Source organism: Pseudomonas salicis, assembly GCF_057128705.1.
Window position 1 is genome coordinate 219,130 of record NZ_JBSKHU010000001.1, and the last position, 25,174, is coordinate 244,303.

23 protein-coding genes and 1 pseudogene are annotated in these 25,174 nt (G+C 56.1%); 10 read left to right on the plus strand and 14 right to left on the minus strand.

The window, feature by feature from the left end:
• Positions 1 to 337: 337 nt before the first annotated feature.
• Entirely contained in the window at positions 338 to 1,195 is an 858-nt protein-coding gene (locus tag ACWKWE_RS01055) for a transporter substrate-binding domain-containing protein (protein WP_166595444.1), read from the minus strand.
• Between the two features lie 71 nt (positions 1,196 to 1,266).
• Positions 1,267 to 2,082, minus strand: coding sequence for a HalD/BesD family halogenase (locus ACWKWE_RS01060; protein ID WP_166595445.1), 816 nt, complete (start codon positions 2,080 to 2,082; stop codon positions 1,267 to 1,269).
• Between the two features lie 135 nt (positions 2,083 to 2,217).
• Between ACWKWE_RS01060 and ACWKWE_RS01065 the strand changes: the two genes are divergently transcribed.
• From ACWKWE_RS01065 to greB (ACWKWE_RS01085), 5 genes and pseudogenes are all read left to right on the plus strand, one after another.
• Complete coding sequence (locus tag ACWKWE_RS01065) at positions 2,218 to 3,114, plus strand: LysR substrate-binding domain-containing protein (protein ID WP_166595446.1); 897 nt, start codon at positions 2,218 to 2,220, stop codon at positions 3,112 to 3,114.
• Positions 3,115 to 3,396: 282 nt separating this feature from the next.
• Positions 3,397 to 4,116: an ABC transporter permease gene (locus tag ACWKWE_RS01070; RefSeq protein ID WP_341964234.1), complete on the plus strand. Its 720-nt coding sequence runs from the start codon at positions 3,397 to 3,399 to the stop codon at positions 4,114 to 4,116.
• A gap of 13 nt (positions 4,117 to 4,129) precedes the next feature.
• Positions 4,130 to 4,867, plus strand: coding sequence for an ABC transporter permease (locus tag ACWKWE_RS01075; protein ID WP_166595448.1), 738 nt, complete (start codon positions 4,130 to 4,132; stop codon positions 4,865 to 4,867).
• A 17-nt stretch (positions 4,868 to 4,884) separates the two neighbouring features.
• The gene (locus tag ACWKWE_RS01080) at positions 4,885 to 5,676 is read left to right on the plus strand and encodes an ABC transporter ATP-binding protein (protein ID WP_166595449.1); all 792 of its coding nucleotides are present in this window, start codon (positions 4,885 to 4,887) and stop codon (positions 5,674 to 5,676) included.
• Positions 5,677 to 5,755: 79 nt separating this feature from the next.
• Positions 5,756 to 5,902: pseudogene (gene greB / locus ACWKWE_RS01085) on the plus strand (transcription elongation factor GreB); the annotation flags it as partial.
• Positions 5,903 to 6,047: 145 nt separating this feature from the next.
• On the opposite strand, the gene greB (ACWKWE_RS01090) reads toward greB (ACWKWE_RS01085), so the two are convergent.
• From greB (ACWKWE_RS01090) to ACWKWE_RS01125, 8 genes are all read right to left on the minus strand, one after another.
• The gene (gene greB, locus ACWKWE_RS01090) at positions 6,048 to 6,551 is read right to left on the minus strand and encodes a transcription elongation factor GreB (RefSeq protein ID WP_483849329.1); all 504 of its coding nucleotides are present in this window, start codon (positions 6,549 to 6,551) and stop codon (positions 6,048 to 6,050) included.
• A 29-nt stretch (positions 6,552 to 6,580) separates the two neighbouring features.
• Entirely contained in the window at positions 6,581 to 6,721 is a 141-nt protein-coding gene (locus tag ACWKWE_RS01095) for a hypothetical protein (protein WP_483849962.1), read from the minus strand.
• A 23-nt stretch (positions 6,722 to 6,744) separates the two neighbouring features.
• The gene (gene gmtX, locus ACWKWE_RS01100) at positions 6,745 to 7,218 is read right to left on the minus strand and encodes a gamma-mobile-trio protein GmtX (RefSeq protein ID WP_483849330.1); all 474 of its coding nucleotides are present in this window, start codon (positions 7,216 to 7,218) and stop codon (positions 6,745 to 6,747) included.
• Complete coding sequence (locus ACWKWE_RS01105; RefSeq protein ID WP_483849331.1) at positions 7,175 to 8,782, minus strand: LysR family transcriptional regulator; 1,608 nt, start codon at positions 8,780 to 8,782, stop codon at positions 7,175 to 7,177. Before ACWKWE_RS01105 ends, gmtX begins: the two co-directional genes overlap by 44 nt.
• Before the next feature lie 70 nt (positions 8,783 to 8,852).
• Positions 8,853 to 10,241 carry an efflux transporter outer membrane subunit gene (locus ACWKWE_RS01110; RefSeq protein WP_483849332.1) on the minus strand — a complete coding sequence of 463 codons (1,389 nt, stop codon included), beginning with the start codon at positions 10,239 to 10,241 and terminating at the stop codon, positions 8,853 to 8,855.
• 8 nt (positions 10,242 to 10,249) lie between these two features.
• Positions 10,250 to 13,429 carry an efflux RND transporter permease subunit gene (locus ACWKWE_RS01115; RefSeq protein ID WP_483849333.1) on the minus strand — a complete coding sequence of 1,060 codons (3,180 nt, stop codon included), beginning with the start codon at positions 13,427 to 13,429 and terminating at the stop codon, positions 10,250 to 10,252.
• 16 nt (positions 13,430 to 13,445) lie between these two features.
• Positions 13,446 to 14,717, minus strand: coding sequence for an efflux RND transporter periplasmic adaptor subunit (locus ACWKWE_RS01120; protein WP_483849334.1), 1,272 nt, complete (start codon positions 14,715 to 14,717; stop codon positions 13,446 to 13,448).
• 14 nt (positions 14,718 to 14,731) lie between these two features.
• On the minus strand, positions 14,732 to 16,273 hold the full coding sequence (locus ACWKWE_RS01125) for an MFS transporter (protein ID WP_483849335.1): 1,542 nt from the start codon (positions 16,271 to 16,273) through the stop codon (positions 14,732 to 14,734).
• 194 nt (positions 16,274 to 16,467) lie between these two features.
• On the opposite strand from ACWKWE_RS01125, the gene ACWKWE_RS01130 reads away from it, so the two are divergent.
• On the plus strand, positions 16,468 to 17,379 hold the full coding sequence (locus ACWKWE_RS01130; RefSeq protein WP_483849963.1) for a LysR family transcriptional regulator: 912 nt from the start codon (positions 16,468 to 16,470) through the stop codon (positions 17,377 to 17,379).
• A 156-nt stretch (positions 17,380 to 17,535) separates the two neighbouring features.
• Positions 17,536 to 18,126, plus strand: coding sequence for a DUF4145 domain-containing protein (locus ACWKWE_RS01135; protein WP_483849336.1), 591 nt, complete (start codon positions 17,536 to 17,538; stop codon positions 18,124 to 18,126).
• Positions 18,127 to 18,278: 152 nt separating this feature from the next.
• On the opposite strand, the gene ACWKWE_RS01140 is transcribed toward ACWKWE_RS01135, so the two are convergent.
• The 4 genes from ACWKWE_RS01140 to ACWKWE_RS01155 all read right to left on the minus strand — a co-directional run bounded on the left by ACWKWE_RS01140 (position 18,279) and on the right by ACWKWE_RS01155 (position 21,823).
• Positions 18,279 to 19,181 carry an alpha/beta hydrolase gene (locus tag ACWKWE_RS01140; RefSeq protein WP_483849337.1) on the minus strand — a complete coding sequence of 301 codons (903 nt, stop codon included), beginning with the start codon at positions 19,179 to 19,181 and terminating at the stop codon, positions 18,279 to 18,281.
• A gap of 46 nt (positions 19,182 to 19,227) precedes the next feature.
• The gene (locus tag ACWKWE_RS01145) at positions 19,228 to 19,995 is read right to left on the minus strand and encodes an enoyl-CoA hydratase/isomerase family protein (protein WP_483849338.1); all 768 of its coding nucleotides are present in this window, start codon (positions 19,993 to 19,995) and stop codon (positions 19,228 to 19,230) included.
• A gap of 67 nt (positions 19,996 to 20,062) precedes the next feature.
• Positions 20,063 to 20,830, minus strand: coding sequence for an SDR family NAD(P)-dependent oxidoreductase (locus ACWKWE_RS01150; RefSeq protein WP_483849339.1), 768 nt, complete (start codon positions 20,828 to 20,830; stop codon positions 20,063 to 20,065).
• A gap of 75 nt (positions 20,831 to 20,905) precedes the next feature.
• Positions 20,906 to 21,823, minus strand: coding sequence for an NmrA family NAD(P)-binding protein (locus ACWKWE_RS01155; protein ID WP_483849340.1), 918 nt, complete (start codon positions 21,821 to 21,823; stop codon positions 20,906 to 20,908).
• A 378-nt stretch (positions 21,824 to 22,201) separates the two neighbouring features.
• Between ACWKWE_RS01155 and ACWKWE_RS01160 the strand changes: the two genes are divergently transcribed.
• Genes ACWKWE_RS01160 through ACWKWE_RS01170 form a run of 3 tightly spaced genes read left to right on the plus strand, consistent with a single transcriptional unit; the run spans position 22,202 to position 25,158 of the window.
• On the plus strand, positions 22,202 to 22,921 hold the full coding sequence (locus tag ACWKWE_RS01160; protein WP_483849341.1) for a PH domain-containing protein: 720 nt from the start codon (positions 22,202 to 22,204) through the stop codon (positions 22,919 to 22,921).
• Between the two features lie 53 nt (positions 22,922 to 22,974).
• On the plus strand, positions 22,975 to 24,516 hold the full coding sequence (locus ACWKWE_RS01165) for an MFS transporter (protein WP_483849342.1): 1,542 nt from the start codon (positions 22,975 to 22,977) through the stop codon (positions 24,514 to 24,516).
• Between the two features lie 39 nt (positions 24,517 to 24,555).
• Positions 24,556 to 25,158: a hypothetical protein gene (locus tag ACWKWE_RS01170; RefSeq protein ID WP_483849343.1), complete on the plus strand. Its 603-nt coding sequence runs from the start codon at positions 24,556 to 24,558 to the stop codon at positions 25,156 to 25,158.
• The last annotated feature ends 16 nt before the right edge of the window (positions 25,159 to 25,174 follow it).

Sequence of the window (25,174 nt, forward strand, 5' to 3'; positions counted from 1 at the left end):
CCACAGAAGTCCAGCGCCGCCGCGAAGCTTGGGGTCTGACACGGGTTCAAATTGTGGGAGCGAAGTCATTCGCGAAGGGGCCGTAAAGCCGATACATCCCTGTCGCCTGACCTACCTTTCGCGAATGAATTCGCTCCCACAGAAGTCCAGCGCCGCCCCGAAGCTTGGGGTCTGGCACGGGTTCAGCTGTGGGAGCGAATTTATTCGCGAAGAGGGCCGTACAGTCGGTACATCCCTGTTGCCTGATCCATCATTCGTCGGTATGCCGCCCAGAATGAATTCGCTCCCACAGCTTTTTCACCGGACCGGCATCTTGCGCTGCCGGTCCTGCGAAGCCTCAAGGACGAATGTCAGCCTTGAACCACTTCTCGGACAGGCGTTTTACGGTGCCGTCGGCCAGCGCTTCTTTCAGCGCACCGTCGAACTTCTCGCGCAGGTCGTTATCCGCCTTGCGGAAGCCCAACGCTTCGCCCGGGCCCCAGATGTCACCGCCGATTTTCGGGCCGATCATTTTCACGGCGGCGTTATCAGGCGTGTCGAGGGCGGAGGTGAAGAAGGTCACGTCGTCGAACGCGAAGTCGATGCGACCGGCGTTCAGATCGAGCAGGTGCTCGGCGGACTTGGCGTAGGTGCGGATGTCCGCCACGCCGGTGAAGTTGTCTTCGACGAATTTGGTGTACGCCGTGCCCGTCTGGATGCCGAGGGTCTTGCCCTTGAGCATCACTTTCATCTTGTCGATGGCGGCTTTGTCTTTCGTTGGGTCGCCGCTCAGTTTGAGCACTTCGTTGCTCGGCATGCTGGCGATGATCTTCGGATCGGCGCTGACGAACACGGCCTGAGTGTTGGCGTAAGGGATGGAGAACGCGATCTCGTTCTGACGCTCGGGGGTGATGACGATGGCGTCCATCAGCACGTCGAATTTGCCCGCGTTAAGGCCGGCGATCATGCCGTCCCAGTTTTGCGCTTGCAGTTTGCATTCGAGCTTGATGCGGGCGCAGACGTCTTTCAGCAACTCAGGCTCGAAACCGGAAATCTCACCGCTGGGCAGGGTGATGTTCCAAGGCTCATAGGCGCCCTCGGTCGCAACGCGAACCGAAGTCCATTCCTTGGCGGAAGCCGCTCCGCCGAAAACCAGGCTGCCGCCCAGTGCTGCACACGCGAGGATTTTTTTAGTGACGTTATAGGTGTGGCCCATGTGTTTCCCCATCTGGTTGAAAGGACTGGCAGGGTCAAGCTAGATCAAAAGCCGCGAATCGTCTGTTTTTATTATGCTGCTGTGGTTTCGGTGTTTGGCTGGGCCGCACGCCCATAAAAACCGATCTGCTCTTCGGCGCTGAACATCACGCCAGGCTTTTCGTAGTACGAGAACACCGCGACCATCCGTTCGCGTTGACCCTGTACCGGCGTCACCCGGTGCGCGGTATTTTTCCCACGAAACACATTGAGAGTGCCAGCGCTGAGACGCAGTTTCTGCACCTCGGGGTCGTTTCCACGCAACAAGTCGGCCACGCCGTCGTAATTGGGATCGTCCGCCGTGCGCAGGTCGGTGCGGTATTCGAACTCGCCGCCGGCTTCAGGCGCCTGGAGCATCAGCGTGGTGGTGAACTCCGAACGGTCGAAGTGCCAGTTCAGGGTTTCGCCTTCGCGATAGCTCATCACATTGACCCGCGCCAGAGGGTCGGCCATGACGTACAGCGCCGGTTTTTCCATCACCGCGCTGAGGAATGCCACCAGCGGCGGGTATTCGTAAACCTCGGTGACGACCGTGCTGGCGAGCTGATCGCCGCACAAGGTATGGCTGACCGTCTCGACCTTTTTCAAGGCCGGGTGATCGGCGGGCAATTCCGGGATTTCCGGCTTGAAGTAGATGTTGTGCGAGCGTTTGTGCGTGTGGGATTCGGCGTCCATGGTCGGTTGAATCTGCCGTGCGGCCAGTCCGACGTGTTCGTCCTGAATGAAGCCTTCAAGGCTGAACATGCCGTTGCGGGCCAGTTCGGCGCGGGCCTTGTCGACCAGTGCGTTCCATTCCTCGCTGCCGACGCGGTCGAGCGGGTAGCGCTGAAGATTGATGACAGTGTTCATGTCGGCACTCCTTGTTGAAGGGCGGCCTGTTCACGCAAGGCCGCTGAGGTATGGCCTAAAGCTAACGTGGGGAAATCTTCGCAACAACGGCAAAAATTGTTAGCCTCCCCCTAGAAAAACTTGGGGAAGACGCACATGAAACGATTGCCACCCTTGAATGCCGTGCGCACCTTCGAAGTGGCGGCGCGGTTGGCGAGCTTCGTCGCGGCCGGGAAGGAGCTCGGGGTTTCCGCCGCAGCGGTGAGCCAACAGGTGCGCCATCTGGAGGAATACTTCGGCAAGAAGCTCTTCGTGCGCAGCGGCAATCGCTTGTCGCTGACCGACGCCGGGCTGGCCATTTTCCCGCAGACCTCACGGGCGCTGGATGACATCGCCGCCATGACCGTTCGCCTTCTGGAAGGGGAAATGCGCACACGATTGATCGTCAGCGTGCCGTTCTCCCTGGCCGAAGTGTGGCTGGCGCCGAAGCTCGCGGCCTTGCTCGAAGGCTACCCCCAGTTGTCGGTGGACGTGCGGGTCGAAGACGATCCCGTGGACCTGGCCCGGCACGATGTCGATATCCGTGTCAGCTATGGCGACTATCACTACCCTGGCCTCGAAGCGATTCCGCTGGTACACGATCACGTCGTGCCACTGTGCGCGCCGGAATGGTGGTATCGCCACGGCAACAGCGAATTCGACCTCACGCGCATTCACGAAAGCCTGTTCATTCACACGCAATGGGGGCCGAATTACGCCTCACATCCGACGTGGAGCGACTGGTACGCGAGTGAAGTCGGGCAGCCATCGCCGGACCCGGCACTGGGCCGACGCTCCGGGCTGTCGAGCCTGTCGATCACCTTGGCAAAGCTCGGGTGCGGGATTGCGCTGGGGCAAAAGCTCATCGCCCAGCCTGATCTGGCGGCGGGGCGGTTGATCGTGTTGTCTGCGCGTTCTCTGCCGCTGGGGCACCCGTACTGCGCGTTTGTGCCGACCGAGAAACGCAAGCGAGCGAATGTGCAGAGTTTTTTGGGGGTGTTGGGGGAGGGGTGATGGGCCAACCCACCTGTTACACCCCGACGCACTTCAATGGCGCCAGATGTTTCCCACCGCCCCAAACCGATGCGTCCTACGCAGCCGGAAGAAAATACCCACATACCCTGTCATGGAACCTTATCCCCCTTCAAACGCCTGAACAGAGGGGTCGCAGCCCGATCGGCAACGACCCCAAACGATCTGGCAATCAAATTGCATATGCTTGTAAAGACAAGTATGTATGAGTTGGGGGTGTCGCCAGACACCGGACCTTGAACTGTTTGCGGCGGGAATGACGCTATGGATCTCTTACAGCTGCTCAGCTTCGGTAACGGCGGGTGGGGCGCGGCCTTGCTCAAGGCCGCAGGCATGACGGTGGTGCTGACATTGGCGGCGTTGCTGGTGGGGGCGGTGGCCGGGAGTGCCGTTGCGGCGGCCAAGCTCTCGCGCCGTCGCTCGTTGCGTTACCTCGGCGACGCTTATTCGATCCTGTTTCGCGGGATTCCCGAATTGCTGGTCATCTACCTGTTCTACTTCGGCGGCGCCACCGTGATGGGGGCCGTCAACCATTGGTTCGGCGGCGAAGGGTTCGTCGACACGCCACCGTTTCTGGTCGGCGCGCTGGCGGTCGGGCTGATCTCCGGCTCCTATCAGGCGGAAGTCTACCGGGGCGCCTACCTCGCCATTGTGAAGGGCGAACTTGAAGCCGCGCTGGCCATCGGCATGACCAAGGGCATGCGCATCCGTCGCGTGCTGATCCCGCAAGTGTGGCGTTACGCGCTGCCGGGGCTGGGCAACGTCTGGCAGATGACCCTCAAGGATTCGGCGCTGATTTCGGTGATCGGCCTCGTCGAACTGATGCGCGCCAGTCAGGTGGCAGCCGGTTCCACGCGCCAATACTTCACGTTCTACATCGTCGGCGGCGCGTGTTACCTGATCCTCACCGGGCTGTCAGGACGCCTGTTCAACATTGCCGAAAACCGCGTGCAGCGCACCCAGCGCCGCAACCCGAACGCCTGAGAGGGGAACCACGATGATCGATTTTGCCTTTCTCAGTGACACGATGCTCAAGCTGCTGGCGGCGTTGCCCACCACCCTGAGCCTGTTCTTCGCCAGCCTGTCCATCGGCCTGTTGCTCGCCGTGGGCGTGGTCTCGTTGCGCGTCAGCCGCTGGCCATTTCTGAGCTACCCGGCACGCTTTTACATCTGGCTGTTTCGCGGCACGCCGCTGCTGATCCAGATGTTCCTCATCTATTACGGCCTGGGCCAGTTCTCGGCCATCCGCAGCAGCTTCATGTGGGAAATCCTGCGCTCGCCCTATGGTTGCGCGGTGGTCTCGCTGGCGATGTGCACGGCGGGTTACACCGCTGAAATCTTGCGCGGCGGACTGCTCGCCGTGCCTCAGGGCCAGATCGAAGCGGGCAAGGCCGTGGGCATGAGCCGCTGGACCTTGCTGTACCGGGTGATTGGTCCGGTCACCTTGCGTCAGGCCTTGCCGGCCTATTCGACCGAAGCGGTGTTGATGGTCAAATCCACGGCCATTGCCAGCCTGGTGACGGTGTGGGACGTGACCGGCGTCGCGCAGCAAATCATTCAGCGCACCTACCGCACGATGGAAGTGTTCCTCTGCGCGGCGGTGATTTATCTGGTGCTGAACTTCCTCATCGTTCGCTTCATGTCGTGGATCGAGTACCAACTCTCGCCGCACCTGCGCGAACGCCCTGTACAGCCGGTGGCCACCCCGGCCGCTGAAACGCCTCCATCCCTTTGAACACTGCGGAGCCCGTCATGAATTCAACCATCGAGACCGCGCTGTCGGTCACCAACATCTGCAAATCGTTCGGCTCGGTTCAGGTGCTCAAGGGGATTTCGCTGGACGCCCATCGCGGCGACGTGATTTCCATTCTGGGGGCCAGCGGCTCGGGCAAGAGCACCTTCCTGCGCTGCATCAACCTGCTGGAATCTCCTGACGAAGGCCGGATCGTGCTGGGCGGTGAAGTTATCGAGATGAAGCAGAACGGCAGTGGGCGACTGATGCCCAGCAACACCAAGCAGGTCGAGGCGATGCGCAGCAAACTGGGCATGGTCTTTCAGAGCTTCAACCTGTGGTCGCACATGACCGTGATGCAGAACATCATCGAAGGCCCGATGCGTGTGCTCAAACGCTCCCGCGCCGAGTGCGTCGAAGAAGCCGAACAACTGCTGCACAAGGTCGGCCTGTACGATCGCCGCGATTATTACCCGGCGCACCTGTCGGGCGGTCAGCAGCAACGGGTGGCGATCGCCCGCGCGCTGGCGATGAACCCGCAGGTGATGCTGTTTGACGAGCCGACTTCGGCGCTGGATCCTGAACTGGTGGGCGAGGTGTTACGGGTCATGCGCTCGCTGGCGGAAGAGGGCCGCACGATGCTGGTCGTGACCCATGAAATGGGCTTCGCTCGGCACGTGTCGAATCGGGTGGTGTTCATGGCCCAGGGCCTGATTGATGCCCAGGGCACGCCGGATGAATTGTTCGAAGGCTTGCCGACCGAGCGTTTCCGCCAGTTCGTCGCCAGCCACAACCAGCGCGCCGCAGAGTGATCGCTGCCTGGCGCCCCGCGCATTTGCTGGGGCGCCAGGAGCGCCGTAAGCTAGCGCCTTTCCCACGAGAGGCCCGGCCATGGCGACGAACATCATTACCAGAGAAGGCCACACTGCCTTGAAGGCGGAGTTGGACCATCTGTGGCGGGTGTATCGCCCGGAGATCACGCAGAAGGTGGCCTGGGCGGCGTCCCTCGGCGACCGCAGTGAAAACGCCGATTGGAAAGTAGTGCCCCAATCATCCATACTAATTCTACTAACTCATTGATATTTGTGAACTTTAATAATAGTACTGTACTATTGGTTGTACTATTTATAACGCTCATCACCGCAGGCTCATTTCAACGAGCACCGAACGGTTTCGAGGCGCTTCAGGGTCTTAAGAAACGTGGTGCGCCTTCCACCGCACTGTACTGAATGTCTAAAACATCCCAATAAGCATTGCCAGTTGGAGTGCTTACCACAATCACATCCCCTACAATCTTGCCAATGCACGCACGTGCCATCGGGGAGTCAATAGAGATAAAATCTTTTCGATGGTAAATCTCATCGGCGCCTACAATCCGAAATTTCTTGCTCTCATCTTCCTCATTCGCAATAGTTACCCAGGCGCCAAAGTAAATCTTATTTTCCTGAGACGGCGAGTACGGAACTACACGAAGATCTTCAATTCGCTTTCGGAGGTATCTTACACGGCGGTCTATTTCTCTCAATCTTTTTTTGTTGTATTGATAATCTGCATTTTCACTTCGGTCGCCCAAAGACGCCGCCCAAGAAACCTTTCGAGTGATCTCCGGACGCTCTTCACGCCAAAGCCAATCCAATTCATCTTTTAAGGATCGATAGCCAGCTTCAGTGATTAGATTAGTACCCATTTTTCGCCTATTTTCGATTCTAAATTTTGTCACATTACCTTGAGAGCTTTCTCCATTGCGTCAAGTGTTCCTGGGCGAAAGATTTTTGATCCTGTTTTGTCAATCAAATCGCCGTGCTTGCCCAATGTGAATCCCCATTGTAATCTGAATTCTTCCGATATTAAATACAGAAGAGCCCTGCGTTCTACCTCTGTTAACTTATTTTGGGCTGAAAACGGGGTCGATCATCAACGCGAATTTCAAGATTGGGAGGAGTTATTTCTTTTAAGAGACCTCGAAGCCGGTAATTTTCTGCCTCCATGGCGCGCGCTAGAAATTTAACTTTTACATCTTTTATTGCATCCAGCCAATCTGACGGGGCTGGGTTACGACGGGCTGGAGCCGCTGCCTCTTTAAATGCAGATATCAGTACTCGATATGCTTGCCCAGAGCTATTTCGCATGCTTTGAGCATTTGGGACCCCTCGGTCGATTCCGAGCCGCGCAATACGTGAAAATGAGAAGTCTTTCTCCTCCTTAGATAGCAGCTCATTGCAAACTTCATATATAGCATCTAGGGTGCGTTGTTTTTTTAAGCTGCAGTTTTGCTTCAGGCTCTCCAGTGTTTCATGTGGTGTCATCATATTAGACCTGAGGTAGGGTTTTTTCTTCAGTTCTAAAAACTTCACTAATTTCAGTTAATGAAATAGTCTCGAGTCCAACCAGTTCGGTTAGCCTAATTTTGCCGCATATTAACAAATCAATACGGTCCCAAGTTCTGAGCCTCGATATCAACAATCTTGCGATCTGATTACCGACTAAAAGTTGCTGATTTTGGTCTAATCTGAACATTCTTTGCGTGGATTTATTGTTTTCCAACATCTTGTCCAGTAGCTGTGATCTTGCGGCGAGGGCAGAGTTCGCTGAGGCGCATTCATAAATCTCAGCATTTTCGCATACCTCACTTAGTTGGTGGAAATGAGTGGTTTCCTCCATTGCTAGCTTGAGTTCGTGACCCTCTTGCACAATAAGCATAAGCGACTCCTGAAGCTTTGGTTCAGATTTCGTGAGAGTCACTTGCTCGATTTGTTTAATCAGGCTAGCGCTGGCCTGTAAATCGCACATCAGGACATCAAGTTTTTTGGCTGCGCTCTCAGCCTCCGCCAAGAGTTTACGATGCTTAAGTTCTAGGCCGAGTCCTCTACCTTCAAAGACGTCACCTGATTTGCTTAATTCATACTCGTGCTCATCACGTTCGTCGATTTCCATCCTAAGCTCTTCAGCTTTAGTTTGAAGTTCGTCATATTTCTCGAACTGAAGGTTTACCTCCAATGATATCTCGTTGCCTAAAGCAAGAAGTCCTCCTATGAATGCTGGCCCAGTTACGAAGTGGCGACACCTTAGACAGTTTTGACTGCCTAAGTAACCGCCTGGGACCGGTAGCCAGATATCGCCTTTGCCGAACGACCCTCCATCACTACACCTAGCTCCAGCATATGGACAAAATCCGTAATCTCGAAACAAGTAGCTGCCGGGAGATTTTTCCCTATAGATTAGTTCAAGCGCTTCTTGGTTATTCGCAACTAGCTGACCTTTAACCTTATCTATTCGACCCTGTTCGATCATGCTCTGTGCGATTAACGCTTGGTTCTGGAGTGCACGTTTCTCACCCTCAGAAAAACGACGCTGAAGTTCAACGCTGCCGATCCTCACATAATACAAATTCATAACGACAGAAATGTGTCCAGCAATCTTCATTGTGATTTCGAGAGGTAGCCCGAACTCATGGACGTACGCCGTGATAAGGCTAACCCTCATACTGTGAGGCGTGTATATGGACGAATAACAGTGCAATTTTTCTCCGGCGCCTGTCAGCGTTGCTAAAGGCAAATCGACCAGTTCCTGGTTCATGTTTGACAAGGTCAGTTTCTTGCGACCCTCATCGTAATAAACATCGGACGTTGCCTCCTTCCCTAAGGCTTTGGGTTTCTTGACGGCATTGGCTATGGAATTCAGTGCTGGGGCCAGCAAGGCGGCAATCTCCAGTGCCCTTGGGGTGGGGACCATTTTGCGGTCTTCCATCGTGAACAGTGGATCGCCGTACAGGATGCGTAACCTCGCAAGCGCAGAACTCACGGCTGATTGGGTTATGAATAGCTTTTTAGCCGCCTTGGTGGAGCTGCGCTCGATCATGAGCATTTCAAAAACGAGCAGTAGCTTCAGGTCGATCTTGCGTAGGTCGTTTCTATTCATGTGGGGCGCCTTCGCGACGAGTTGCCCGTACGCGACATCAAAGACGCGTACGAGCAACGAGTCCCTCGTCTCAAGCCTGCGGTTGCCAGCCGCCACCAAGCGCTTTATAAATCGCGACCAATCCGCGATAGAGGTCTACCTCCGCCTGGGCTTGAGAGTCCTCTGCGGCGAGGCGCTCACGCTCGGCGTCCAGCAAAATCAGGAAGTCCACAGTCCCTTCTCGATACTGGATGCCTGCCAGGTTGGCGGCCGCCCGGCTTGATTCGCTCTGCCGAACCAGCGAGATCAACCGTTGCTGACGCTTGTCGTAGTCGCTGAACGCGTTCTCGGTCTCTTCCAGAGCCAGCAGGACTTGCTGCTCATAATTCGCCAAGGCGCCTTCAGCATCAGCATTCCTACCGCGGATACGTGCTCTCACGCTGCCCAAGTCAAATGCTGCCCACGTAATACTTGGTCCCAGTCCCCATGCTTGAGCCGCGCCCGCGCCGAGTTGTGACCCTCGCGCAGCGGTGAAGCCAAGGAATCCGCTGAGGCTTACGCGAGGAAATAAATCAGCCGTTGCGACGCCGATACGAGCGGTTTGAGCGGCTAACTGACGTTCAGCGCTGACGACATCAGGACGGTTCTTAAGCAACTTGGTAGGATCACCAATGGGAAGTGCTTTGGAGATCGCGTGTAGATTGGCGGGGCTTAGGTCAACAGCCAGCGCGTCAGGCCGTTCGCCCAGCAACGTGGCAATCCGATTGCGCTGACGCGCTTGCTCCGCCTGCAACTGAGGAAGCGACGCTTCCACTGCGGCCAGTCGCGCGTCCGAGCGGACTACGTCAAGCTCATTGCCGACACCGGCGTCACGCAGTTGAACGGTTACGCCTCGCGACTCCTGCTGATTTTTGAGGTTCGCCCTGGCGATGTCTTCTCGAAGCTGCGCACCCCGAAGCTGACCATAGGCATCGACCAGTTCTGCAATCATCGTGACTTGCAGTTGGTAAAGATTGGCCTCGGCCACTTGCGAATCGGCGTCGCTGGCTTCGAGTTCGCGCTGGATACGACCGAAAAGATCGATTTCCCACGCCATGTCCAAGCCCAGGTCGTAGCGTTCCTGGTTGACACGATGATCCGCTTGGCCAGGAACTTGCGCGCGACCGATCTCACTGCTCGCACGACTAGTCACGACTGGCATCGCGTCGTTGCTGACGTCATCCCGGATGGCGCGTGCAGCTTTTAGTCTGGCAAAAGCGACCCGCAGCTCCCGGTTGCCTTGCAGCGATTCAGCCACCAGCTTGTTAAGGGGCGGATCTTCAAACTGCTGCCACCAGAGCGTCTCGGTACGGTTACGATCGTACTGGGACTGCGAAGCGGCCTGAATATTGGCCGGCGCAGTATCCGGAGTTTTGTAATCCGGGCCGACCGCGCAGGCCGCCAATGCCAAAACCAGGAGGTTAGGCAGGAACAACTTCATTAGGGCGTTCATTGCTGTGCCTCCAACTTGAGAGCGCGGCCGGCTTTGCGTGCCTCTTTACGCTCGACGTAGTTTCGAATCAGCACATAGAAAACAGGTGTCAGCAGCAGCCCGAAGAAGGTGACCCCGAGCATTCCCGAGAACACTGCGACGCCCATGGCATGACGCATTTCGGCACCCGGACCACTGGAGATTACAAGCGGCACCACACCCATGATGAAGGCGATCGAGGTCATCAAGATTGGGCGCAAACGCAGACGGCAAGCCTCCAACACCGCATCGAGTGGCGACATACCTTCTTCTTGCTTGTCCTTAGCGAACTCGACGATAAGGATCGCGTTTTTGCACGCCAGACCTACCAGCACGATCAGGCCAATTTGGGTAAAGATGTTGTTGTCACCACCCGAAATGATCACCCCGGCGATGGCCGAAAGCAGTGTCATCGGCACGATCAGAATCACGGCCATCGGCAGGCTCCAGCTTTCGTACAATGCGGCCAGAACCAGGAAAGCCAGCAGAACGCAGAGCGGGAACACCAACAGCGCCGTGTCGCCGGAAAGAATTTGCTGATAGGTCAGGTCCGTCCACTCGTAGGTCATGCCATTGGGCAATTCATCCTTGAGCAATTTCTCAATCGCAGCTTGTGCCTGCCCTGAGCTGTAACCCGGACCAGGTGCGCCGTTGATTTCGGCCGTGATGAAGCCGTTGTAATGCATCACGCGATCGGGACCTGCTGTGTCGGTCACCTTCACGAAGGTCGACAGTGGAACCATATCGCCCAAATTGTTGCGCACCTTCAACTGACCGATCTGGCTGGAGTCCTGACGGAACTGCTGGTCAGCCTGAACGTTGACCTGATAGGTACGACCAAACCGGTTGAAGTCGTTGGCGTACAGCGAGCCCATGTAGATCTGCAACGTGTCGAAGATGTCGGAAACCGCTACGCCGTGAGTCTTGGCTTTCTCCCGGTCTATCGAGGCATCGACCTGCGGTACGTTCACGGTGTAGCTGGTGAATAGCCCCGCCAACGCTGGAATGTCGTGGCTCTTGGCGATGATGTTCTGGGTCTGCTTGTACAGCTCGTCATACCCCAGGTTGCTGCGGTCTTCGATCTGCAGACGGAAACCACCAATCGTTCCCAGACCTTGCACAGGCGGCGGCGGGAAGATCGCCATTTGTGCGTCCTGAATCTCCGTGAACTTTCCGTTCAGCGCTGCGGCAATCGCGCTGGCTGAGCGGCTCGGATCACTGCGCTCCTCGAACGGTTTCAAGGTCACGGCAATCACGCCAGAGTTGGGGCTGTTGGTGAACCCGTTGATAGACAAGCCGGGGAATGCCACAGCGCTCTCTACGCCTGGCTGCTTCATGGCGATATCGGACATCCGGCGGATGACGTCTTCGGTCCGATCCAGACTCGACGCGTCTGGCAACTGGGCAAAGGCCATCAGATATTGCTTGTCTTGCGCCGGCACAAATCCTGTTGGCGTCTGAGTGAAGCCAACGTAGGTCAGTCCGATCAGCCCGGCGTACAGGAACAGTGCGATTCCGCTCCCCCGAATGACGCGTCCAACCGTGCCAACGTAGCCGTGACTGGCCTTTTCAAAGAAACGGTTGAATGGGCTGAACAGCCAGCCGCCAAATAGCTTGTCCAGGACTTTGGAAAAACCATCTTTCGGAGCGTCGTGAGCCTTAAGCAGTACGGCCGACAATGCAGGAGAAAGAGTCAGAGAGTTGAACGCCGAGATCACGGTTGAGATCGCAATGGTCAACGCGAACTGTTTGTAGAACTGCCCGGTCAATCCGGAAATGAAGCCAGCTGGCACGAACACCGCACACAGCACCAATGCGGTCGCGATGATCGGGCCCGTCACCTCGCTCATAGCCTTCTTCGTGGCTTCGACCGGGGTGAGCCCCAAGCCGATATTGCGCTCAACGTTTTCCACCACCACGATGGCGTCGTCGACCACGATACCGATTGCCAATACCAGCCCGAACAGCGACAAGGCATTGAGCGAGAACCCCAGCAGGTGCATAACGGCAAAGGTGCCGATGAGCGAGACCGGTACCGCCACCAGCGGGATGATCGACGCACGCCAGGTCTGCAGGAAGACGATCACTACCAGAACAACGAGTGCCAAGGCTTCGAACAGGGTATGCACTACCGCTTCGATCGATCCACGCACGAAGATGGTTGGGTCGTAAACGATGCTGTAGTCCATTCCTTCGGGAAAGGCTTTCTTCAGCTCATCCATTTTTGCCCGCACGCCATTGGAGATATCGATGGCATTGGAGCCGGGCCGCTGGAAGATCGGCAGAGCCACAGCGGGCTGCTTGTTCAGCAGAGAACGCAGAGCGTATTGGTTAGAACCCAGTTCGACTCTGGCGATGTCTTTGACGCGTGTGATTTCACCATTCTTCCCGACACGCACGACAATGTTCTCGAACTCCTCTTCGCTGACCAGACGCCCTTGCGCGTTGATCGACATCTGGAAGCTGGTCGCGGTAGGGGATGGCGGTGCACCGAGTTGGCCGGCGGCGACTTGACGGTTCTGCTCACGAATAGCGTTGACGACATCGATTGCTGTCAGGTTGCGCGATGCCACCTTGTTGGGATCGAGCCAAACGCGAAGGGAGTAATCCCCCATACCAAACAACTGCACATCACCGATGCCGTTCAGCTTGGCCAACTCGTCCTTCACATTCAGGATCGCGTAGTTGGACAGGTAGAGCATGTCATAGCGCTTATCAGGCGATGTGAGGTGGACCACCATCGTCAGGTCAGGGGATGCCTTGTCGACGGTAATGCCGATACGGGTCACTTCTTCCGGCAGCTTGGGCTCTGTTCGCGTGACGCGGTTCTGTACTTGAACCGTCGCGTTATCCAGATCGGTGCCTAGAGCAAAGGTGATGGTCAGGGTGAGCTTGCCGTCGGCCGTAGCCTGGGAGGACATGTACAGCATGTTCTCCACGCCGGTGATGGCTTGCTCCAACGGAGCGGCAACGGTTTCCCCGATCACCTTGGGGTTGGCTCCAGGAAAGTTGGCCTTCACAACCACCGTCGGCGGTACGACTTCCGGGTACTCACTGATCGGCAGTTGAAAGAGCGAGATGGCGCCACCGATCAGGATCAGCAGCGACAGCACCGCAGCGAAGATGGGGCGCGAAATAAAGAACTGAGAGAAGTTCATGGTAGTGGCCTCGTCACTAGCGCTGCGCGCTGACAACTTTCACGCCGGGTTTGGGCGTTACTTGCGGCAGATTGCTGGCCTCAAGGGCCTGGCGCTGTTTGAGAAGAGCGGACAGAGTTTCATCGCTCGCCATGGGCAGTGTTTCGGTCTGGACTTGCTGGCCTGGACGCACGCGTTGCAGGCCTTTCACAATGATGGTGTCGTCCTTGCTCAGGCCGCTACGAACGATCCGAAGCCCTTCGACTTTCGGACCCAGCTCCACTGCTCGGTATGCTGGTTTCCCGTCTTGCCCGATCGCCAGTACGAATTTCTTGCCTAGATCTGTGCCAACGGCGTCGTCGGTGATCAACACTGCGGAATACGTACCGCTTCCGACCAGCTTCAAACGGGCATACAGGCCAGGCGTGTATTCACCTTTACTGTTGTCGAAAACAGCGCGACCACGGATGGTCCCTGTCTTGGGATCAACCTGGTTGTCGACGAAATTCATCTGCCCCTGATGAGGGTTGTCGGTTTCGTTGGACAAGCCCATGTACACAGGTGTGGTCGCGCCTCGTTTACCGTCGCGAGCCAACTGGCTGTACTTGAGGAACACGCGCTCGTCAGCATCGAAGTACGCGTAGACCTTGTCGTTCGAAACGACGCTGGTCAGAGGCGTGACATCAGCGGTGACGATGTTGCCGGCGGTGATTTCCGCCCGACTCACTCGGCCTGTGATTGGCGAAGTGACGCGGGTAAAGCTCAGGTTCAGTTTCGCCAGATCAAGTTGAGCCTGGATGGCTGCAACACCTGCCTTTGCCTCTTGCGCAGCGGTAGACCGCGAATCAGCCAGCTCTGCAGAAATGGCGTTATTGGTCCGCAGACGTTCTCCGCGCTGAGCCTCGTTGTCACTTCGAACAGACGCGGCGCGCGCCTGTTGCAGTTGAGCTTCCAGACGGCGTACTTCGGCCTGGAAAGGGCGAGGGTCAATCTGGAACAGCAGATCCCCCTTCTTCACCATTCCGCCCTCAGTGAAAGCGACTTCATCAATCTGGCCTGAGACCCGTGGACGTACCTCGACGGTCTCAGGCGCTTCAAGGCGGGCAGTTACCTCGTCCCATTCGTTCACAGGCTGCTCAAGAACTTTGGCAACGCTCACTTTGACGGGCGCAGGCGCAGCGCCGCCTTCAGGCTTTGCCCCACAAGCGCTGAGGATCACAGCTGTGAGAGCACCCAGTGCGAACTGCAGATGTTTGGCATCAGGTTTAATCCGGCGAAGCCCGGACGAAGTAGAAATCAGATTTTTCATGATGAACTCCTTGGTCAGGCTGCCTGATCGAGCGCAGGATCGAAGTCAGCGTCAGAGTCGACCGAGCCCCTATCCAGGAACAGGAAGACCACGCCTGCGGTGATGACGGTGATTGAGGTAAGGACCCACAACAGGGTGCTGAACGCTGCGCTGTAGCCATGAGCCAAAGCAGACTGTCCAGCCAACGGAAGGAAGTGCGCGGCGCTTGTCATGTCACCGGTAACCAGGTGTTGCGCAGCGGCGATGACATCTGCAGATGAATCTGGGGCAAACCCAACCAGATGACCTGCCGTGAATGCAGTCAGCAACGCGGTGACGACAGCGACTGCAACACCTTCACCCGCTACTCGCGTGGTACTGAAAATACCGGTGGCCATGCCAGCGCGCTCTTTCGGGACGACGCTTACTGCCAGGCCGTCCATCAACCCCCAAGGCAGGCTGATGCCGACACCAATCACGAGCATCGGGAGTGCCAAATCGATCGGTGCACTGCCGACAGGTACATTACTCAGCCAGAACAGCCCGGCAGCAGAGACCAACAAACCTGTTCCGCATAGCGTGGATGGGGAGAACCAACGGGTCAGGTAACCGGCCACAATTGGCAGGATCAAAAGCGGCGCAGACAACGCGATCATCAGACGGCCAGCTTCAATCTCACTCATGCCTTCGATACCGACAAACCGGATCGGCAGCAGCAACAGCAGCACTACGAACGCGTATGCGGGAGCTGCAGCAAGCAACTGCACGCCTACAAACCGAGGGAAGCGGAACAGTGTGAGATCAAGCATCGGCTGAGCCATGCGGTTTTCGACCATCACGAAGCCGATGAACGAAACCAGAGCCACTGCGAAAAGACCCAGGACTACAGGGTCACCCCAGCCAGTCTCTGGCACTTTGAGGATGCCGAAGGTGAAGATACCAAGGGCCCAAGTGAAGGTTATGGCGCCTGGCCAATCGATACCTGCTGCTTCTGGATTGCGGGATTCGGGCATGAAACGTGCCGCCAGTGTGAAGGCGATGGCAGCCAGTACGGTGATCAGCAGGAAGATCACGTGCCAACCGAACGCCTCAATCATCAAGCCTGAGGCGATAGGACCAAATGCCAGGCCGATGCCGAAACTGCTGCCAACGAAGCTGAAGGCGCGGATGCGTGCCGGGCCATCAAACACCTGGGCCAGTGCAGACATCCCACCAGAGAAGGCTGCGGCAGCGCCGATGCCCTGAGCCGCACGCAAGATGTCAAAGGCCATCATGGTTGGCGCAAACGTCAACGCAGCTGAGGACAGAGCAAAGGCGGCGACGCCTGAGATGAAAATTTTCTTGCGCCCAAAACTATCAGCCATCGCCCCCGCGACCATCAGGAAGCTGCCAAACGTGAGCATGAAAGCGTTGGTGACCCAGTTGATTTCCATAGGGGTACCGCCGAACGCTCGCCCGATTGCAGGCAGCGCGACGGCGGCAGCAGTGAAATTGAACGGCATGGTGATAGCCGCAATACACACTGCCAACAGAACGAGCGTTCTCTGGATTGATCTTGAATCTTTTGAAGTTTCCATGAGCCGGATCCTCGAAATCGGATGTACATTTGCGGCCATCGCCAAGCACCTATGGCGCAATGCGATTGCCGACGTCGATAGAACATGCGAGGATCTTAAAGCGACGCTAATCAACACAAAAACGGTAATAGTTCCGCTCATAACGGAACGAAACGATCGAATAGGCGGAATTTATGGATCGACTGAGTGGACTGATGCCTTTTGTTAGGACTGCCGAGCTCGGCAGCTTCGTTGCGGCAGGTCGGTCGCTAGGGCTATCCGCGTCGGCTGTGGGAAAGGGGGTCACTCGCCTGGAGGAACAACTGGGCGTACGTCTTTTTCAACGGACGACAAGAAGCCTCAGTCTCACTGATGAGGGGCGGATGTTTCAGGAGCGCTGCCGCCGGATTCTGGATGATCTCGACGATGCGCAAGCCGCGCTGGCCCGGTCCACTGAGACGCCACGGGGGCGTTTGAGAATCAGCCTGCCGATCGCCAGCTATCACCTGTTTCAGGATGGATTTTTGGCGTTCATGTCGAAGTATCCCGATATCGAGCTGGACATCGATTTCAGCGACCAAATGGTCGACTTGGTTGACGAGGGGGTGGACATCGCTATCCGTAGCGGGGGGCTCCCTGATTCACGTCTAATGCGACGCTCGCTGCCGACCGTACAGCTTATTCTGTGCGCCTCTCCGGCGTATTTAGCGAAGCACGGCACACCGCAGGTACCCCGCGATCTTGATGATCACTCAGGTGTGCGCTTTCGCTACTTCAAGAGTGGAAAACTTCAGGACTGGCCGCTTGAGCGCAAGGTTGGCGACGCAGAGCTTCGGACGAAAAACGTCCTGATCTGCAACAACATGGAAATGGTGCGCAGTGCTCTGATCAACAACACTGGTGTAGGCACGATCCCCGACTTCCTTGCGCGCGAGCCATTGGCCGATGGATCGCTCAAAGCGATTCTGACCGACTATCTGATCCCCCCTGATCCTCTGAGCATGGTCTGGCCGTCGAGTCGGCAACTGTCGCAGAAGATCCGGGTATTCGTGGACTTCATTAGTGAGCGACTGGAGCAGGACATGGCGATCGTTAATGAATCGATCAGCAAGAGCTTCAAAACATAATTACTGATTGATAAATTGGGTGGCGCCGATGGGCAGTCAGATTTCTTTCCATGTCGCCAGCGGCATTGCACAATAATGCCTGCATTCAATTTACATACAAACTATTCAGATTCATTAAAAAAGCAGCTATGTCGTATAGAGTATGAGGATAGCCAAATGATCTACATCTGTACCCGATGTGAAGAGCACACGAATTTCATTCCTATTCAAGTGCACTTACTACCTGAGGAGGCTCCACCGGAAGAATTCACCTTCGCTAGATGCGAGACCTGTGACAACCCAGCAGTGTTCGTGAGAGAAGACGTAGGTGATGGATTTGAGAATGACGCGTACTACCGATTGTACCCCGCGCATGATCGTCATATTGGCTTCCTCCTACCTAACGTTGTTCGCGCATCCTATGAAGAAGCTGTGAGATGTGAAAGTTCGAAAGCATGGATTGCCTGCGTAGTCATGGTTGGCAGAGCACTTGAAGCCGTAACTAAGGATTATGATCCTAAAGCTAAGTCGATGTTTTCCGGGCTCCAATCCATGTACAAAAATGGCGCGATCAGTCAAGAAATCCATGATTGGGCAAATGAACTCCGTGTCATTAGAAACTATGGAGCTCATGCGTCCGAAGAGCCCATCGACCGCAAAGACGCGAGCGAAGCGCTGGACTTCCTACAGGCGATTCTTGAAACCCTCTACTATATGCGTCCAAAATTTCAGCAAATGAAGGCGCGTCGCGCCAAGGATGCTAGCTAAACCAGAGATCCGCAGAAGCTTAGAATATATTCCAGGATTGCGAAAAACTAAAACAGCACCGACGGATGATTAAGCACCAGTTTAAACTGGTGCTTTACGAAACCCTCCGTGCTTCACTTATGGGACCTCAGTAGCTCGCGGGCATCGGTGTATCAGCTCAAAAGATGCTGATTAAACCAATCAATCGCAGATTTTGAAGCCAAGTCAAACCCTTCAAGGTAAGGGGTGTAGTGCCCACCAGGCATCAGCACCAGAGACTTAGGCTGAAGAGCCCGCTCATAGGCAGCCAAGGCCAAGTCCGTTGGAGTTGTGGTGTCATGTGTACCCACGATCATAAGCAGTGGCGTTGGAGATATCCTGTCGATCCAACGGCCCGGCTCATACATCCGGGCGCGCCGTCCAGATTGGACCGTTATCGTGTTTTCCCAGATTCCTTCCGGCACTGGCTGGAGCAGGAAATCTGCGGTATCGGCTGTTCGGTAAAGCGCGGGCACTCTCGGATCAAGGTCCACCAGTCGCTGTTTGCGCGGCGGTTCGCCTCGTAGCTGACCCCGGAGATCTTCATTGAACATCTCCTCCATGGCTTCAATCGCAGGGGGAGGCACGCGACGCAGGCTCGAAGCGTAGCCATCGATCGTGGGCACTTGAGACACAACCGCGCGTACCCTGCGGTCGGTGGCGCCCAAGACCAACGCGTGACCACCTGAGTAGCTCGAACCCCATAGCCCTATGCGGGCAGTGTCCACATATTCCAGCGTTTCCAGAAAGCTAATGGCCTGACGCCAATCATCGATTTGCCGCCACGGGTCGATGTCATGACGCGGGGAGCCGCCGCTGTCCCCAAAGTTGCGATGATCATGCAACAGCACCACGAAGCCTGCCTCAGCAATCGCCCGCGCCAGAGGTTCGATGCCGTGATACCGAGTTGCACTGAATCCATGGGTCATGGTGACAGCCGGAAATTTTTGTCCAGCAGCTGCTTGGGGCTTGAACACCCAGGCAGCGAGTTTGACGCCATCTGTGGCAGAGAAACTCACATCAATTCGATCAATCATATTTGTGCCTCCGGAAGGGGCATTGCGGTACTACTTGAGAAAGGAGTCAGGCGTTGGCCCGATAGGCGAGATCCGCTGCAGCCATGGCTTCTAAAGCCATGCCATACGGGACGTCTTGCGTGATGCGCCGACGCAGCCGCTGATTCAGAGTTTGCTTCTGAAGGGTTCGGTAAAGGCTTGGGGTGGCCGCCAGTCCGCGAGCGATTTCGATGCCGCGATCCAACACTTTGTCTGCTGCTAACACCTCACTGACCACGCCCCACTGCTCGGCGGTTCGTGCGCTGATGATGCTCCCAGTCCACAGCAGCCATTTGGCCCGGGCAGTACCCACGATTTCTTCCCAGACCACCTGCACACCGTCGCCGGCATTCAGACCGAATTCTGGATGAGCCGGGTCGCCGTAAGTCGCAGTTTCGGACGCGATATGGATATCGGCCAACAAAAGGTATTCGGTGTGCAACGTCGCGGGCCCGTTTGCCACAGCGACAATTGGGATCGGCAGGTCCACCAGCCGCTGAAGGACCTTTATGCCTTCAGTGCGAATGGTTCGTTCCCAGTGCTCGGGTTTGAAAATTTCCCCCAGACTTTCGCCGTCGAGTTTTTCCATGAAAGACTCGCCGGTGCCGGTGAGCACCATGACCTTGTTGTCATGGTCCAGAGCAATGTCCTCTAGGAGCTGAGGGAAGTCTCGATGGGTCTGCCCGGTGAACAACAATGGGCCGCCATCGGTATGCAGGCGAACGATCAGTACGCCGTCTTCGGCTCGTTCTAATGCAAAATTTGGGTATTGGGTGAAGTAAGAGGGCGTAGCCATGATTCCGCTCCTTGTTGCTAAGAGGGTGGAAAATGGCGGCCGGCGGTCCGCCGGCCACCATCGAAGCTCAGAGAGCGAGGAATCCGCCATCGATTGCCAGAGAGGCACCGGTGACGAAGGATGCTGCATCGGAAGCAAGCCATGCGACGGCCTCAGCAATCTCATCAGGCTCACCAAGGCGTTGAATAGGCTGGTTGGCAGTAAGCTTTTCAACCCAGCCAGGATTGCTGGCGATGATGCTCTGGACCATCGGAGTGTTAACGGTGCCCGGCAGCAAGGCGTTGACCCGAATACCCTGCCCCGAATACTCCACAGCGGCCGCTTTGGTCATCCCGATAACCGCGTGCTTGGACGTGATGTACCCAACCTGCCCAACCTGAGCGACTAGCCCTGCTACCGACGACATGTTGATGATGGAGCCGCCGCCGGTTTCCAGCATCGCCTGAATCTGCGCTCGCATGGCGAAGAACATGCCACTCAGATTGACGTCCAGGATTTTGTCCCAAGCGGCTGTTTGCACCTCTGCGAAACGGGTGCCTCCGATAGCAATCCCGGCATTGTTGTGGGCGATATCGAGCCGCCCAAAGGTCGCCAAAGTCTTATCTACCAAACTCTGAATTGACTGTTCATTGGCGACATCGACATGAATGAATTTTGCCTTGTCACCGATGAGGGCCACTGTCTCCGCGCCGCCTACTTCATCACGGTCAGCCACGACAACTTTGGCTCCACGCTGAGCCAGCAGCACGGCGGTAGCACGGCCGATTCCGCTGGCAGCGCCGGTCACCAATGCAACCTTGCCCTGTAACGAGGTCTTGTTTGGAATAGTGCTCATGATCCGTTCTCCAAAAAGCTGTTAAGTGATCTGTCCCGCAGTACCGAACCACTCTGCGGAACAGTCTTGGCTCAGTTAGGCGTCGAGGCAGGCTTGGAGACGGCTGAGGTTGTCTGTTGCCCACTGCTCGAGCGAGGTAGGCGTCTTGCCAGTGATGTAAGGAAGGTCATTACGCGCAGTGCCGATGTAACCCATCCGACCGTCGTAGACCTGATACAAGAACTCGACAGCACCTGCCGCGTACCATTTCTCCATAGGTATCTCACCGGCATCGATCAGAGCCTGGAAATCGTCCGGCAATTTGATTTCGGCCTTGATGGTCTGCCCGGTGACTTTCGACAGAGCCGCAGCGGTCTGCTCAGGAGTCAGCACGTCGGTGCTCAGCCAATAGTCTTTACCGTGATGTTTGGTCGGGCCTTCGCTGAGGACTGTTGCTGCGACAGCGGCAACATCCGCGAGCGCGATCCATCCCATGCGTGCCTCCCCCCAGTAAGAGGTAACCAGGCCATTGCGTGGCGCCATGAAGGTCACCAGGTTCTCCATGAACATATTTGGATGCAGATGTGTCCAGGAGATGCCGCTTGCCTCGATGTAGCGCTCGACGAGTTGGTGCCACGCAAAGTGAGGATCGGTGGTATCCCACTCACCGTAGGTACCAAGGTGAACGATGTGCTCAACGCCTGCTTTTTTCGCTGCATCAATCAACGTCTTACTGTGCACCAGCATTTCGACGGAGTACCCGTTCAGCAGGAACAAGCGGTCCACACCATGCAGCGCTGGGCCAAAGGTGCGAGGGTTATCGAGGTCCAGCAAGACGGCGTCTTTGCCTTCAGCGCGCAGTTTGTCCACTTCAGCTTGGCGACGTGAGGTCACGCGAAGGTTGACGCGGCCGGACTGGGCTTCAAAGTCTTTAACAATGAGCCCGCCTACTTGGCCGGTTGAGCCCAGAACCAGTACGGTTGGAATATTCGGTGTAGCGCTGTTGCCGGTCATGATCTCTTTCCTCTGCTGTTATGAGCGGGCGATGTAATCGCCGCTCTCAGGAGGCCACCCGGTTAAAGTAATTCCGGGGGCCGTTGAAAAAAGACTAGGCCTCGCCATCGCCTGAAGAAAAACGGTAAAACGTCCGCACATAACGGAATGAAATGATCGAATCCACGCACTGCACGCGCTAGAACCCCCCGATGCATTCCGTGAAAGCGATCTCGTAGGAAAAAATGAAAATTGATTCGAGCGGTTGATTCCGTTGTGAACGGAATTTTTTCCGTTTTTGCTCAAAGCCCCCCGTGATTACCCTTCAGGAAACGCCAGGGGCACGGGGCTTGTTGCTCCACCTCTACCTGGCAATCAAGATTTCACGAGGTGAATGCCATGAATGAGCTTCTTGAGTTGGCGATAGCCGCCCATGGAGGAATTGAACGATGGACCGCGATAGAGCAAATCACAGCGGACGTATCCATCGGCGGTGGGCTATGGGCCGTTAAAGGCCAAGCTGGAGTTCTCGATCATGTGATGGTGCAAGTGGTTCGTCGCCATCAACATGTCCGCTACACCCCTTTTAAACAGCCGGGGCAGTACAGCCTCTACACCCCTGATGAAGTCTCGATCAGGAGTGATCAAGGAACAGTGCTTGCCAGCCGACCAGCTCCACGCTCGCACTTTCAGGACCACACCGCACAGACCCAGTGGGACGATCTGGACCTGATCTATTTCAGCGGCTATGCGATGTGGACCTACCTCACCACCCCTTTCCTTTTCAGCCTTATCGGTTTCGAGAGCGAAGAAATCGAGCCGTGGGATGAAGAGGGCGAGACGTGGAGGCGCCTGAAGGTGACGTTCCCTGAGTCAATCCACAGCCACAACCGGCAGCAAACGTTCTACTTCGACAAATCCGGGATTCTGGTCCGGCATGACTACAACGCTGACGTCCTCGGTGGCTTGCCTGCGGCCAACTATGCGCTAGAGCCAGAAGTTTTCGGCGGGCTGATCGTGCCGACAAAACGTAGGGTTTATGCCCGAGCGCCGAATGGTAAACCGGTACTGGAACGAACCGCCGTAGCCATCGACTTTCACTCTATCCAGATCCGCTAGCTCCCTGCAGTACGGAAATAGATCAATCCCTGCGCATTGACAGAAGAAAAGTCATGAACGGATTTGCCACGCCTTCAGAAAAGTTAGCCGACTCACATGCTCAGCTTCGCAAGCTCATAACACTCATCGTTATTAGCGTTTCAACGTTCCTACTACCACTGGATTACACGATCGTCGCTGTAGCTCTGCACGACATTCAAAGTAACCTGGGAGCAACCTTCGTTGACCTGCAATGGGTCATCAATGGCTACACGCTGACGTTTGCATCGCTCGTCTTGGCATGCGGGTCACTTGCAGATCTATTTGGCCGTCGGCGGATATTTTTGACAGGCATGGTGATATTTGGGCTCAGCTCCCTAGCCTCGGGATTAGCAATTTCGCCACTGATGCTGAACCTATCTCGAGTAGTGCTGGGCCTCGGGGCAGCGTTGATGTTCTCAGCGTCACTGCCCCTGCTCGTTCATGAGTTTAAAGGAGCCGAGCGTGCTAAGGCCTTCGGTGTGTTCGGCGCAGTTGTTGGGATAGGTGCCGCACTGGGTCCATTTCTGGGAGGCGTCGTAATCAGCACGTTGGGATGGCGATGGGCATTTCTAATCAATGTGCCCGTCATACTCGTGCTACTGGCTCTCACGGTTCACATCATCAGCGAGCACAAAGATAACAATGCAAAAGGCGTGGATTGGGGCGGCGTAACGACGTTCACGCTGTTCTGTTTCTGCTTCTTCTACGCAATCATCAATGGCAATACTGAGGGTTGGGGAAGTCCGGAGATCCTGACCTGCTTCGCAGTCGCGCTCAGTCTGCTAATCACCTTCGTCATCATCGAATTGAAGCATCACTATCCGATGCTGGACCTATCGCTTTTCAAGAGCGCTACCTTTCTCGGCGCCTCGTGCATGACGCCGATCGTGTTATCGGTGGCGTTCTGGGGGCCATTTCTATATTTCCCGATGTACTACCAAAGCGTCCTCGGCTACACCCCTTTTCAAGCCGGCGCCGCAGTTCTTCCGTTTGCCGTTCCGCTGTTCGTAATGGGCCCTGTCGGCGGTTGGCTCGCACCGCGCATGTCTTCAAGGGCATTGCTCGCAACCGGCCAATTCCTGGTAGGTGTCGGTTCGCTGTTGATGCTATTACCGACGCAGGAATCCTCATGGCTCGCATTCGGGATCGGAGCGATTATCTCTGGTTGCGGCGCAGGCCTCATCAACGGGGAAATGACCAACGTTGCATTGAGCCTGGTGCCAGCGGAGCGCAGCGGGATGGCAGCCGGGATCAACAGCACTTCGCGGCAAATGGGCGTGGCAATCGGTTTCGCAGGCTTGGGTGCGATCCTCTCGCACAAGGTTGCTGGCTCATTCATGCAGTTGACTGCCGGCCAATCATTCACAGACCAAGTGGTGAACCTTGTCGTCAAGGGCGATTTCGCAGGCGCTACTGCAGCCGTCCCGCTCGCACTCCAGGACACCGTTCTGATTGCATCCAAAGCCGCGGTCTACCAAGGCTTTCACCTCATCGTAGCGGTGACCGGCATTCTTGGACTCGCCGGCGCTTTGTTCAGCTACCTGACGGTGCGCATTCCCAAAATCCGTCACTAAAAACGGCCAAGACTGTTTTGAGAAATTGGAGAACTCGCAATGAACAAGATAGGAAGCACCAGCAGTCATTATCCGGCGTTCAAAAAAAGTGCGTCATCAAGCGATGCTTCAGCATCGAAGAGTCCTCCGTCTAACTTCGTATCCTTGCCAGTTTCTGTTGCAGGGCCAGGGAAGATGGAAGGACTACCCGACAAAACCGTGAAACTCTTCGTGCAAACACTCGCTGACGGCACGGTTGCTCTAATGGCTCAGTCAGACGCCAATACTGGCAACAAACAAGGAATTGACGCGCCGGTGGTGCCCCCGTCCGAGGAAAACAAGGCCAAAACCACCAGCACGGCTGAACTGCTGAAAGACTTTCTCAAGATGTCACCTGAGGAACGTATCAGGGCAAATGTTCTGAACAACATGGGCATGACGCAGGAGGATTACAAACATTTGCCTTCTGATGAGAAGGCCAAGATCGACGAGCAGGTCAGTCTCAAGCTGAAGGCAGATCAAAAGCACGACTCATTGAATGATTTCGACCCGATACAGCCGGCCATTGCGTTACAGCAAACTGCGGCCGGACTGTATCAACCTATCAGCACCGCTCCTCGAAATCAGCCTGGCTTCGCGACGTTTTTGATTGAGCAGGTATGACCATTCGCTCGATGCC